This is a genomic window from Prolixibacter sp. NT017, assembly GCF_009617875.1.
Lineage (GTDB): Bacteria > Bacteroidota > Bacteroidia > Bacteroidales > Prolixibacteraceae > Prolixibacter.
Genome location: NZ_BLAV01000001.1, coordinates 822,461 through 836,249, shown reverse-complemented (window position 1 = coordinate 836,249; position 13,789 = coordinate 822,461). Strand labels below are relative to the sequence as shown.

Annotated in this window: 9 protein-coding genes and 1 riboswitch; of the genes, 5 read left to right on the top strand and 4 right to left on the bottom strand. The window is 46.2% G+C overall.

From position 1 onward, the window contains the following. Nucleotides 1-55 precede the first annotated feature (55 nt). Nucleotides 56-1,150 (top strand): response regulator, encoded by a 1,095-nt coding sequence (locus tag GJU87_RS03340; RefSeq protein ID WP_153638200.1) that lies wholly within the window; start codon nucleotides 56-58, stop codon nucleotides 1,148-1,150. Here GJU87_RS03340 and GJU87_RS03335 read toward each other — a convergent pair whose 3' ends face one another. From GJU87_RS03335 to GJU87_RS03320, 4 genes are read right to left on the bottom strand one after another with little or no spacing between them, the layout of a single operon-like run. Then, nucleotides 1,151-2,458 carry a glycosyltransferase gene (locus GJU87_RS03335; protein ID WP_153638199.1) on the bottom strand — a complete coding sequence of 436 codons (1,308 nt, stop codon included), beginning with the start codon at nucleotides 2,456-2,458 and terminating at the stop codon, nucleotides 1,151-1,153. It abuts the gene before it with no gap. Nucleotides 2,459-2,468: 10 nt separating this feature from the next. Continuing rightward, nucleotides 2,469-3,854, bottom strand: a complete 1,386-nt coding sequence (locus tag GJU87_RS03330; protein WP_194831428.1) for a hypothetical protein — start codon at nucleotides 3,852-3,854, stop codon at nucleotides 2,469-2,471. A 48-nt stretch (nucleotides 3,855-3,902) separates the two neighbouring features. Next, nucleotides 3,903-5,000, bottom strand: coding sequence for an HlyD family secretion protein (locus tag GJU87_RS03325; RefSeq protein ID WP_153638197.1), 1,098 nt, complete (start codon nucleotides 4,998-5,000; stop codon nucleotides 3,903-3,905). Nucleotides 5,001-5,032: 32 nt separating this feature from the next. After that, nucleotides 5,033-7,450: a hypothetical protein gene (locus GJU87_RS03320; protein ID WP_153638196.1), complete on the bottom strand. Its 2,418-nt coding sequence runs from the start codon at nucleotides 7,448-7,450 to the stop codon at nucleotides 5,033-5,035. 105 nt (nucleotides 7,451-7,555) lie between these two features. Here GJU87_RS03320 and GJU87_RS03315 point away from each other — a divergent pair, with 105 nt between their 5' ends. The 4 genes from GJU87_RS03315 to GJU87_RS03300 all read left to right on the top strand — a co-directional run bounded on the left by GJU87_RS03315 (nucleotide 7,556) and on the right by GJU87_RS03300 (nucleotide 13,756). Further along, a complete protein-coding gene (locus GJU87_RS03315) occupies nucleotides 7,556-9,115 on the top strand; it encodes an ATP-binding protein (protein WP_153638195.1) in 1,560 nt (519 codons plus the stop codon). Between the two features lie 67 nt (nucleotides 9,116-9,182). Then, a riboswitch (cobalamin riboswitch) is annotated at nucleotides 9,183-9,389 on the top strand. Between the two features lie 96 nt (nucleotides 9,390-9,485). Further along, complete coding sequence (locus GJU87_RS03310) at nucleotides 9,486-10,619, top strand: PKD-like domain-containing protein (protein ID WP_153638194.1); 1,134 nt, start codon at nucleotides 9,486-9,488, stop codon at nucleotides 10,617-10,619. After that, nucleotides 10,609-12,669 carry a TonB-dependent siderophore receptor gene (locus GJU87_RS03305; protein WP_153638193.1) on the top strand — a complete coding sequence of 687 codons (2,061 nt, stop codon included), beginning with the start codon at nucleotides 10,609-10,611 and terminating at the stop codon, nucleotides 12,667-12,669. Before GJU87_RS03310 ends, GJU87_RS03305 begins: the two co-directional genes overlap by 11 nt. Before the next feature lie 10 nt (nucleotides 12,670-12,679). After that, nucleotides 12,680-13,756: a YncE family protein gene (locus tag GJU87_RS03300; protein WP_153638192.1), complete on the top strand. Its 1,077-nt coding sequence runs from the start codon at nucleotides 12,680-12,682 to the stop codon at nucleotides 13,754-13,756. The last annotated feature ends 33 nt before the right edge of the window (nucleotides 13,757-13,789 follow it).

Here is a 13,789-nt window from a genome sequence, read left to right as displayed (position 1 = left end):
CTTGATAGTTGACTTCAGGAGTTACATCTGGCGATAAACTACAAACACAACACAGATGAAAGCGAAAATTCTGATTATCGAAGATACCGAGAGCGTACGAGAAAATATTGCAGAGATACTGGAAGCTGAGAATTTCGAGTCACATACAGCAGAGAACGGTGAGATAGGAGTGGAAATGGCCCGCAAGATTCAACCCGACTTAATTCTCTGCGACATTATGATGCCCGGAATGGATGGATACGAAGTGATTAGAAAGCTTCGGGAAAATGAAATCACAGCAACCACTCCGTTTATTTTTCTCACGGCAAAAAGCGCAGTAGAAAATATTCGCGAAGGTATGTTGCTGGGAGCCGATGATTACATTCCGAAACCGTTTACGATTGAGCAGCTTCTGGATGCAGTTAACACCCGTCTGGAGCGCATCGGCGCCATGAAGAAAAAAGCCGACGAAACGGTTAAAAATCTGACCAACCGGATTGGATTACCGTTTGCGTCTGAGCTTCAGGATCCGATGAAAGCCATTGTGGGATTTTCAGAATTAATTGCTACCGGATATCCCAATATGGAGAAACAGGAGATTGTCGATTTTGTCAACATGATATTGAAAGCCGGAATTAAACTCCGGAAAACCGTTTCCAAAACATTGGTATTCTATCGCCTCGAAGCCTTATCGAACAAAGCTGACGAGTTAAATACGCTGAAAGAATCGGCGACTCAGAATGTCTATGAAGTTATTGAGCAGGCTGCTCATTCGGTTGCCAAAGAAGCGAAGCGCGAAAGTGATTTGCGCCTGGCACTTGTTGATGCATCGGTTCGAATTCCAAGAGACCTGGTGGAGATGGCGGTCAGCGAGTTGGTTGAGAATGCATTCAAATTTTCGACCCGAAAAACGGATGTAAAACTGGTGGCAACTGTCGATGACAGTGTTTATCGTCTATCTATCGAGGATGAAGGCATTGGAATGAGTGACGAGCAAATTCTGAAAGCCGGTGCATTTGTCGATTACGAACAACGTGAAGGTAGTGAAAGCGGTTTAGGATTAGGCTTGCACAATGCCAAACGGGTTGTCGAATTGTTCGACGGTACTTTTAAGATTAACTCGGCTCCCAACCAGGGAACGATTATAAAAATTAGCCTGCCTCTGGTATAATCAGAGGTGGTGCTCTTTTGCCTGTACCGAAGATTTTCTTGGATTCCAGGCATCATCGTAAGATGAGGATGCCAACCACTCCCTGAAATAAGCGATTGTTCTGACCAGGCGAAGGTAATAACCGTCGTAGATCGACATGAACGGAATATACATCAGGAGCTTGATCTCTTGTCTTCCCCGTTCCGACATCAGACTCACCAGGATCACCTGGACAAAATTACTCATCCCGTACAGAAACATCTTCATCACAATCATCAGGAAGATGATATCCGGGTTATTAATCGCCAGCCTGATAACATAGTAAAACCAAAGGGCATCCAAAACAACATTGAAAAACAGATTTTCTACACTGGAGAAGAAATTGCGAAACTGAAAGTTCTGGTCCGGCACAAAAACGTCGGCATGTTTTCTCAAACGAAAACGGACCATTGAACGAGACCAGCGAAACCGTTGATTCGATAGTTTTTTCAAGGAAGTAGGAACATTAGTCAGCGAAACAGCGCGTGGCTCAAAAACGATGCGGTATCCCATTTTCCGGATCTTCATGGTGATATCACCATCGAGTCCCGGACCAATATCCCAGCCCCCAACGCGCTCGACCAGGTCTCTGCGAAAAGCACCAAATGCTCCGGATACAATCTTATAAATCCCCAAATACGACGCTACCATACGTCCCATGGTGATAGTCTGCAGATATTCAACAGCCTGAAAACTGGCGATGACAGCCTCTTTGGAATTTCTGACTTTTACATTTCCACCGACGGCGCCAATTTCCGAATCGGTATAAAACGGTGTCAGTATTTTCTCAATGGCATCCCGGTCAAAAGAAGTATCTGCATCAAGATGGACAATATATTTTCCTTTGGAAAAACGCAACGCCAGATTGGCTGCGCTTGCCTTTCCTCCCCTTTCTTCATTCCGAAGAAAAAGGTCAATCTTTCCCTCTTTCTCCAGCTTACGGCAGATGAAGGGAGTATTATCATCCGACCCATCGTCGACAATAATGAGCTGATAATTTTGGTACGTCTGTTCTGTCAGGCTTTGAACCAACTTCGGGATGTGTCGGCCTTCGTTTTTCCCCGGAACGATAATGGAAATCAGCGGATTTTCGGCAAACAACTGATTATTAGCGGCCTGGTAGGTATCTGAATTCCACAACCGTTTTAAGCTGAAAAGGACCACCACAACCAGGTCGAAAAGCAGATACCGGGGCACCTCCAGCAAGAAGAAATACCAGAAAAGCCTAACGATCCGTTCAGGGGGAACATTCAGCCAAAAGTCAAAAAACCGTTGCCAGAAATCAATCATTTAAAACAGGTTAGATGGTTTTCACCTGATTAATCAGTGCGTTGTATTCCGTTTCAGCGTTGAGTGTTTCATATTGGGCAGCCAGATTCCATTCCGGTTCATCTTCGAATGTATTGCTGAGCAACTTTTCGATAGATGACCTGAAATCGTTCAGTATTTTCTCCACTGCCGTAGCTCCCTTTTCGGGGAAAATCATAAAGAAAGTATTATCATTGGCAAACGAGAGAATATCGCTGGAATCGGTATTATTCCTGATAAAGTCGCTGATATCGAGCACCAATCGCTCGAATTGCTGACGATTGGAACGCAAACGGGCCGGTAAATTCAAACTGACACTTCCCATTTGACTCTCTTTACCGGAAACCTTAACACGTTCAATTTCAAAACGGAGGAAAGTCAGGAATGTGCTGAAATTCACAAAGCCGGGAATCGTAAATTCGCGCTCTTCGCCGGCTACTTTAATTCCGGTGCGCGCTGCATCGCGGCCCAAATCCGTCAGCGAATATTTGTCAAGAGTAATTTCCAGAAGTTTTTCAACCGGGGTAACCGTTTTACAATTCAAACACAAAGCAGTAATATCTGGTTCCTGAAACTCATGACGGCAATCGTGGCAGCGATAAATAACCGAAGGCTTATCGTAGTCGACGCCAATATGCCGCAGCTGTCGATTACATTTCGGGCAAACCAAGCCCTGCTTGGTGACAAAATCACCTTCCGGCCCCATATAGGCACACACAAAGTGATGAATCAGATTCTCGGATGAAATATGAGCGGAAGCACATTTCGTACAAACCTCCCTTAAATTCAGGTGACCCGAATGGCAGTTGGGACAAACATGAGTTTTGTCGACGAAAATCCCCTGAAAAAAGTCGTTTTCGGTTCCCCGCCTGAGAATCTTCAGCATTTCCATCGATTCACCCGCCGGATAATGAAGCCTGATAAGCGGATATTCATATCCCATATGAGCATGTACATCCACCTCAGGATTCAATGTTTTGTCCCGGGTGTACATGTATCGGAATAGTTTCGTCAATATCCGGTTTTCAGAACTATTGGTTTCATGCGGAGTGAAATCCTCTCTCCTCTTTTTAACCTGTCGGATCATTTTCCCGATAGGTTCTTCCTGCACAACAGACAATTCTCCATCGGAAAGCGACTTCGGTGTATCACTAACAACGCCATCCGCATTAAAAATAAATACCGGCAAGAGATAAATCGATTCAATAAATGATGCCCGGATTTCCTTCAGTAAAGCCGTAGCATGATCCGGCTGCTGCCAGTCGAGCACCAATGCATCGGCCAGAGCAAAATGCCGGATATCCTGATCCTGGTAGTCCGTAATCAGATAGATTTCGAAGTTACCCGCATTTTGTATTTTTTTCCCTCCGGGAATCATAAGCATTCGTTTTAATAGACTACTACCCGTTAGTTAGTGACTTTCCGGTTAATTCGATGATTCATTATCGACGTGCTTCTCTCTGTAGTTCAACCACCAATGGTAAAACATTTTCGGACGATAAACGGTCACCCCCATCTTATAATAAGGCTTCCATTCACTCACATTTTCTGCATTGACAGGGTCAATACGGGCCAAAACGGTCCGTGGTGTTTTCTGATAGGTTTTATGAAACTCGCTGGGTAACTCGGCAGTATTCATATAAATATTGCTAATTACGCCGAGGCTTTTCATTCCGTTTCCAAATTTTACTCCAACCGTATCGCCCACTTTAAAGTATTGAAAATACTCCTGATCGAGGTACGCCATGATGTAAACCTTGTTGAAATTGATGAGGTCCATGGCCACCTCCTGACGATAATTCACCTCATCTTTACGCGCGAATATCTGACTAACAATACCATCAATCGGAGAAATAAAAGGCACATTCCGGGGAATCACAAAAACCTGTCGGGTTACCCGGCTCATTTCTCTCTCCATTCTAAGCAACTTGGCGTAGTAAGTTCTCAGATAGCGAATCTCCTCTTGCTGCATCTTCTCGTCAGCCTTCAGATTCTGAGCTTTGCTTTCCGTTGCTGTCAATATTCCGGCTGTGTTCAGTCCAAGATATACTTCATTACGTTGACTGCTTATCTGCTGCTGAACCTCTTTAATTTCATCTTTAGTGCGCTGTAGTCCGATACGCTTCAGACTTATGCTCTTCTGCGTCGAAATCTTTTCTTTCTCAATCCAATCCGTATTGGCGTCATTTTCCTGACTTACCAATCCAAGCGTGTCTTTGGGCGGAATTTCCGGGCGAACAATCATCAGGGTATCGCCTCGTTTCACTTTCTCATTTTCATCGACCAGATAATCCACCACTTTCACGTCATCAGCAAATTTCACCTCGAACTTGCTGGTGATTACTTCCCCATAAGAAGAAACAAAGTAAGTCCGGCGAAAAATGTAAATTATCAAGCTGGCCAGAATAATGAAGAAGATGATCAGGTAAATAATCCGATCCCAGTTGACCCGGCGCTTCGGCAGAGGCTCCTCTTTGTAACCCCTGATTACTTTTTCATTCTTATTGTATCGAAACGATTTCAAGATGCTACAGATTAGTTAGTAAACACTTTTCTTCAATTCACAGACTGTCTTCCAACATCAGTCTTCACCAGGAACACACCTGAAAAACGCGGTATTTTGCGAAACTTCTTCATGACTTCGAGTCCTTTTTGCAGGCTATCGAAGGTTCGTATACAATATTTGTAATACCCGTTTTTATGAACAACGATCAGACTTTCGTCCAGATCCAGTTCTTTTTTCACTTTCTCCGGATCCAACTTGTAGTCAGCAGAAAAAACCTGGAGATGATACACCGATTTCTCTTTCGGCTTATTCGATGCCAAGTACTCTTTTACAACGTTCGTATCGCCCAAAGATTGTACATTAGCCATCAGATGTATCGCTTTTAAATCGTGAATCGCTACTCTTCTGACACGAGTCGAGTCGAGTACCTTCTCAATAACCGCTTCCATCTGCAAACGATTAACGAAATCACCCGGTCTGACAACCAAAACCGTTTTTTGCGGATCAATAGTTGTTTCCTCCGAAATTCGTCTGATAATAGTGGAAGGCCTATTAGATCCATACGCCATCAGAAAAACCTGATCGGCATTGCGATATATCTCTTTCAGATAATTTTCGGAGAAAAATACCGGAATGGAGACGGATAGCTTCAGATGCTGGGAATCAGCAAACGCGTGTGCTTTGGAATACAGATCGACCAACCGGGCCAGGTATTCTTCCTTCAACGAATCCCATTGCGGCAATGCCTGTGGTTCCACGTCAAGGTGAATTCCATCGAACCCCTTGTCAACCGCTTCCTGCAATCGTTTATTTATTTGTTCCGTCGAATCAAACAGCAACTGGTTATTCCCAATTAAATCATGCACTTCGATTCCTTCAGCCTTAGCCTGTTTCAAAAAGGCAGACAGCTTCGCATCGGGACATGATTTCCCGGGAGACAGGAGCACTTCGCGGATTTCATTCATATCCAGATCGGCAATCAACGTTTGTATATCCGTCTGGCAGAATGTTTTCGACCAGATGTAAACAGAGCGTTTGCCGGCAAACCGCTTCACATATTCATCCATTTCCATCGGTTTGGTAAAGGAGGTAACCGGCACATCGTTCAGAACCGATTGAATTTTCAGAATATCGAGATACATCTCCTTTTTCAGGTCAGTCAATTCGGTTTCAACGGCCAGCTTCTGATCAATATCTGTCAGCAACTGAACCGGGCTGAACGCAGAGCTCTTCAAGAGCAAAAAAGCCCGCTGTTTTCGAATCCGTTCCTCAATCTGGGCTCGTTTGAAATAGAACTCAAACAACTGGTATTTTTTGTACTGATGATCGTAGAAATAATTGAATAAATCGAGCTTACGCTGAGATACCTTGTTCTTCTCTTTGGCTTCGTATACCACTTCGGCAGCTTCAGATATGCGGTTGCGCGAAGGACCAAAACGAAGGGGAACTGCAGCAGACAAACCGGCCGAACCATATTTGCGCCAGTTATCATTTACGCCCTGCTGAAAATTATACCGGATAAAAGGGCGAATCGTCCAGCCCTCCAGGTTTTTATACTTAGTCCTGATGTTGGCCAGATAAACCGCATCCTTCAAGCTGTCGACCGAATGTGTTTCATACAGCGCCATCATCCTCGCCGGGTCCACATCCAAAAAAGGAAGGCTGTCTTTCTCGGCCGGAAGTTCTTCGTAAGCCGGCAACTGATGAGCCAGTTGATAATTGTAGTCGTTATAACCACGCTGAATGGCTTTCATTCGCGATTCCAAACCTCGTACTTTCAATACCTCTTCCCAGCCAACGCGCCGGATATAGAAAAGCTCCCGGTAAATTTTCTCCAACCCTTGCAATAGTTGAATCCTATCGGCGATCAAGCGAAGCTTTTCACTGTTAAAAACATAGATCAGGTAGTTATACCGGTACAGAAAGTTATCGCGCGCTACTTGCTGGGAACGATCGAACTGTTCGACCTTCAAAGCCGATTCCAGTTCTTTTGCCTGCATTTGATTAGCAAAAAAACCACCGTTTCCTAACAAGTTCCAGTCTAGTCCCAGGTAAAACCGCTGCTTATAGTAAACATCCTCCTCGTCGGCAAAGCCGGGTTTAAAACTATAGTTGTAATATCCTGAAATCCGGAAACCATAGTCCTGTTTCAACCGCTTTATCCGGAAGCTATAAAAGGAATCGAAACTTTCTTTCAGACTGTCAGATAAAAAATGAAGGGAGTAAAGTAGATTCACCTGGCTGGTATCGTATGCTTCGGTATATACATCGTGCAACTGATAATGCATAGTCAGCATGGAATCGGCATAAGCAACAATATGAGCATATCCGGGAAACCCCTTGTCGATATTGACAACAGCCGGTTCAACAAAATCAGAATCATCTGATTGCGCAGAAGATTGCTGAGAAAAACAGGCAAACAAACACAATAATGTGAATAGGATTATGTTTTTAAAGGGGTTGCTCATAGGGTCAATCAAAGTATCTATTTTTAGCTTTGGTTTCGGTTCTTGAGGAATCAACAACTTGCAAATCGTTAGTTAAATTTACAGAAAATTATAGAAGTAAAAGATATGCGGCACTCAATTCTTATCGTTGATGATGACATAATTTCGGCACGACTTTTACAAAATATTCTGCGCCAGAACGATTACGATGTTCTTCCTATAGCAAATAACGGCAAGGAAGGCATAAAAATTGCGTCAGAGCTGCATCCTGACATCATTTTCATGGACATTCAGATGCCTGGAGAGCTGGATGGAATTGATGCCGGAACATTAATCCAACAGGAATTGAACATCCCGGTGGTTTACATCACTGGCGACGACGATCAACGAACCTTTTCAAGAGCACTGCAAACCAACCCTACCGGGTATATCATCAAACCGTTCCAGGCTGACAACCTGATCATGGTCCTCGAGATGGCTATTTTCAGGCACACCATGACCGAAAAGCTGCGGATAAATGAGGAACTTCTGTCAGTTACGATGAAAAGCATCGCCGACGGCGTAGTTTCAACCGATCAAAACGGAAACATTGTTTTCTTCAATGCTGCCGCAGAAAAATTAACCGGATTGCGATTAAGCGAAGTGCAAAACATCAACTTTCGGCAGGCACTCAACCTGAGAAACGAAACAGGCGCTCCGCTTTTTCCTGAAGAAAAAGAAGGCGACCAGTTGCTGAATCCAATCTATGGAGAAGGCATTTTCATTTGTAAGAACAATAACCAACTTCCAATTTCCTACAGCCTCGCTCCCATTCGGGATGATAAGAATGAGTTTCGTGGTTACATTTTCTCCTTCCGGGATATCTCCCTTATCAAGAAAGCGGAAGATGAACTGAAAAACATGAACCGGATCCTGGAAGAAAAAGTAGCCCGGCGAACAGAAGAACTGAGACAAAAAAACATACTTCTCGAAAAAGCGCTGGAGAAAGAAAAGGAAATCAATGAGTTCCGCTCAAAGATTGTCACAACCATTTCGCACGAATTCAAAACGCCGTTAACGACGATTTTCAGTTCTACCGAACTGCTCGAGCGGTACATGGACAATGAGAAATTGCGAGCAAAAGCACCGCGCCACTTTTCACTGATAAAAGAATCGGTTAACCTTTTAAGCAGCCACTTATCCGATATACTGAAGTTCCGTGAATACGAAACACTGAACGAAACGCATCCGGAACCGACTGAAATTATTGACTTTCTGGATAAAATGGCTCAGTTCTATCAATCGGGAGTGGGCAAACATCACCGGGTTCAGTTCACTCATAACTCGTTACCGAAAGAACTGCTTATCGACCAAAAACTGCTGCGCGAAATTGCCGGTAATTTCATTTCCAATGCGATAAAGTATTCCGATAAAGGAAAGACGGTTGAATTAGCTGCTGAATATTCCGAAGGGAAACTGAAAATTTCGGTTCGCGATGAAGGTGTCGGCATCTCGAAGGGAGACCAGGAGAAACTTTTCGAGTATTTCTACCGTGCCAAAACTACCGAGAATATAGAAGGTTCGGGTGTCGGACTGGCCATTGCCCGTCAGGCGGTCAATTTGCTTAATGGAAAAATTGAGGTGGAAAGCGAGCCGGGAAAAGGTTCCACCTTCATCGTTGAATTCCCTGTAGAGCAAATAAATTGAGAGCCATTTCAAATTGAAATCACCAAAATAATACGCTCACTTTTACTTTCTGCCACTAAATTATTTACTAATTTTGCGTCGACTTGGTTCCCATATTGTTGGGGATGAAAAGGGAATCCGGTGAGAATCCGGAACAGTACCCGCTGCTGTAATTTCCGATTCTGCTTTTGCAGAATAGTAAGTTTTCGGTTAGAAAACCACTGTTTTCATGAAACGGGAAGGTAACCGAAAATCGGAATGAGTCAGAAGACCTGCCAGGTTGGTTTAAGCTTTCGGGATCAAAAGCGTGAAGACAACCATCGCAAGTTTGTTTTTCTTCCCCTTAGCTTAAAATCAATTACTCAACATCAACCAATTGATTTTAAGTTTTATGAAAAAACTAATTCTTTTAAGCTACATGCTGCTTGCAGGACTTTTTTTCCTGGTCTCCTGCAGCAAAACCGAATCTCCTCTTCTGCCGGAAATTACCATGGACATCCCAAGTCAGGGATACGAAGTTACAGCCGGAACACAACTTTCGCTGGTGGCACAGGCCAGTAATGCCGACGGAGCTACGTACAGCTGGACAAATAACGGACAAGAGGTATCTCAGCAACAGACTTACAACTTTCTTTCTGAAGTTCCAGGCGCCTATCAAATTGGATTAACCGTTAGTACAACTGATGGGCACGCTTCCACTCAATTCAAGGTTACGGTAACATCGTCACCATACATCACCAAAGTTTTCGATTATCAATATGGTCCCGGCCAGCATGCATCCATTGTCACAACCGGCGAAAGTAACAACTTCATTGGTGTTCCCTGGGCCGATGGAAAAAGCTTCGTGCACCTGGGCGGCTGGGGTGGATACATCATTGCGGGTTTCGACCACACAGTGAAAAACCGCGATGGGTATGACTTTGCCGTTTATGCTCAACCAGGAGCGTCTTCCGAGCCGGGAGTAGTTTACGTAATGAAGGATACCAATGGAAACGGCAAACCCGACGATGGCCCATGGCTGCAGCTGAAAGGCAGCGAATACAACAACACAGAAACAATTCACAACTACGAAGTGACCTATTACAAACCGGCCAACGGAGGCAATGTAACCTGGAAAGACAACCAGGGTAACAGCGGTGAACTGATTCCTAACTTCGGCGCCGATAGTTGGTGGTGGTCCGGTTACGGCGATAAAACTGAGATCGCGTTTGATGGCGAACGCCTTCCTGATGCATACGTGAATACCAGTACCGACAGCAGCACCGAAAGCTGGGCGCTGCGCAACGGTTTGTTTACCTGGGGCTATGCCGAAACCTACAACAACCAGGATTACGACACCAACCTAAAAGCAAACCGGTTCGACATTTCCGACGCGGTGAATGCAGATGGCTCGCCGGCCAATATCGATGGCATCGATTTCATCAAAGTGCAGAGCAGTGTCTTTCAGATTGCCGGTTGGCTGAACGAAGTATCCACCGAAGTGAGCGGCGCTGTCGACCTGAATATGCTGAACAATGCCAACTAAGCCGGAGCCCGACATACAGGCACCCCGTTTTTGCATCGGTTTTATGAAGCGCCTGCCGTTGTTATTGCTGCTACTCATTCCTTTTTGTCAGGAGCTGCGGGCACAATCACTCTCCGACACCCTGAAAATAAAAGAGGTCAGGGTGGTGAGCAAGCACCTGCAGAAAAAGGAAGAGGCCGGCCTGATCCGCTCAGACGTCGATTCGATTGCCATGATCAAAGCACTGAATGCCACTCTTTCGGAACTCATCTCCGAAAACACGCCCATTTTCATCAAAACCTACGGGCGGGGAGCGCTGGCAACAGCTTCCTTCCGGGGAACCGCACCATCGCACACACAGGTGGAATGGAACGGTATCAGTCTGAACTCGCCCATGCTGGGGATGGTCGATTTCTCCACCATCCCGGTTTACTTCATCGACAAAGTCAGTATTCTGCACGGTTCCGGTTCGCTCACCGAAAAAAGCGGGGCACTGGGTGGCACCATCAACCTGCAAAGCGATGTCGACTGGAGCAATCACTTCTCCGGAAGTGTCCTCTCAGGTGTTGGCAGCTACCAATCGTACGACGAATTCTTCCAGGTAAAAGCCGGAAACCGGAAAATCCAATCCAAAACCAAAGCCTTTCTCAGTCAGTCGGCCAACGATTTTACCTACCGGAATAAGTTCATCGCCACCATCGATCCCAAAACCGGGGAATACATTTACCCGAAGCAGCGCAACAAAAACGCCGATTACCGCAATTACGGCATACTGCAGGAAATCTATTTCCGCCCCAACGACAAGGACGTAATTTCGGGCCACTACTGGTACCAACACAATTCGCGCAGCATACCGCAGCTGATGACCAACGAAACATCGGGCGATGGCGGCGTCAACAGGCAAACCGACCAGATTCACCGGGCGGTGGCCGAATGGAACCACTACAGCGACAAAACCACCCTGAAGGTCAGCAGCGGGTTGAACTTTGACAAGATGAACTACTGGCTCAGGGCCAACGTCAACGGCACATCCGGGCAGGTTGTCGTCGATTCGTGGTCGAATGCCAAAAGCTGGTTCAACAAAGCCTTGTTCACCTACCGGGAAAATCAGGATTTTTCGGCCACAGCCGGAATCGATGCCGACCGGTACCAGGTAAGTTCTCAAAATTATGCCCCGCTGGCCAACAACTATGGTTACCATAAAACACGGCTCGAAAGCTCGGTCCACCTGCAAGTGAGTAAGAAATTCGGAAAACGGTTCACCTCCACCTTCCTGATAAGACAGGATTTTTACGACAGCCAGGCAGCGCCCATCATGCCGTTGCTGGGACTGGAATACAAGCTGTCGGCTAAGGGGAACCTCTACCTGAAAGGCAATGTGGCGCGCAATTACCACCAGCCCTCACTGAACGATTTGTACTACATCCCGGGAGGAAATCCCGATCTGAAGCCGGAAGAAGGTTATACCGGCGATTTGGGCCTGACCTGGGAGAAGAGTTACACGCATCTGCACCTCTACACCACCCTTTCGGCCTACACGTCCAAAATCGACAACTGGATTATCTGGTTGCCCACCAACAAAGGTTACTGGGAGCCTTCGAACATGAAGAAGGTCGACGCCAGCGGCTTGGAGTACCAGCTTTCGCTGGAAGGCAACGAAGGACCGTGGCACTGGCACCTTAACGGGAACTATGCTTACACCCGCTCCATCAATCGCGACAACCCGGTGAACTGGGCCGACCAATCCATCGGCAAGCAGCTGCCTTTTATTCCGAAACACTCAGCCAACCTGTCGGCCAATCTTTCCCGGCAAGGATACCATCTTACTTACCAGTGGAACTATTACAGCGAGCGGTATACCACTACCAGCAACGAGAAAACCACGTCGCTCGATTACCTCTACCCCTATTTTATGAACGACCTGTTTGCCGGCAAAGACTGGAACTGGAAGACGTACCGGTTAGGGGTGGAATTCAAAATTTTCAACCTCTTCAACGAGGAGTACCGGACCGTGTTGCAACGCCCCATGCCGCGACGGAATTATTCACTGTTGGTCCGGTTTGACTTTTAAAAAGCGAGAAATGAAGCAAAGCATTCTCCACATATCAGCTGTCTTTTTCCTGTTAAGTGTGTTCCTGACGGGATGCATGAACGACAATGCCTGGATAGACGCCCACCGGCAGGGACCATCTGACCAGCTGCTCTCCAATGCAGGCGTATTCATTGTAAACGAAGGAAACTTCATGTCGGGCAACGCCACCCTCTCCTTTTACGATAAAGCCACCGCCCAAACCACCAACAACCTGTTTTACTCCACCAACGGTCTTCCCCTGGGCGATGTGGGCCAATCGATGAGCATCCTCGATTCGCTTGGATACATTGCCATTAATAACTCGGGGAAAATTTATGTCATCAATACCGAAACGGGAAAATATTCCGGGAAGATCACCGGGCTCACCTCGCCGCGGTACATCCATTTCGTGAGCAAACAAAAGGCCTATGTAACCGACCTGTATGCATCGGCCATCACCATCTTCAACCCGATTACCTTTCAAATCACCGGAAACATTCCGACACCCGGCCATGCATCGACCGAACAGATGGTGCAAATTGGCCGCACACTGTATGTCACCTGTTGGTCGGCGGACCATACTCTCCTGAAAATCGATACGGAGAATGATTCCGTTACCGGGGAAATAAAGGTAGGCACGCAGCCCAAAAGCATGGTGAAAGATAAGAACAACCAGCTTTGGGTACTGTGCGACGGCAGCTTGGGCGGAACCACATCGGGCGGCCAGGCCGAACTGCAGCAGGTGAATCCGGAAACCGGGCAGATTGAGAAGTCGTTCGCACTTAACTCCGACAATATTGCTTCCGATTTGACCATCAACGCTGCGCGCGACACGCTCTGCTTCATCAACAACGATGTGTGGCAAATGCCCATCACCGCATCGCAACTTCCGGCAGCGCCGGTATTAAAAAACCCCGGGACCATCTACTACAGTCTCGGGGTCGATCCGGATAACTCAGATATTTATGTGAGCGATGCCATCGACTACCTGCAGCGCGGACTGGTGTACCGGTTAACCGCAAAAGGAGTTCCTGTCGACACACTGAAAACAGGAATCATCCCCGGCTTCTTCTGTTTTAAACAATAGCCGCTCCCACGGAGCTGCGGCAACAAAATGTCG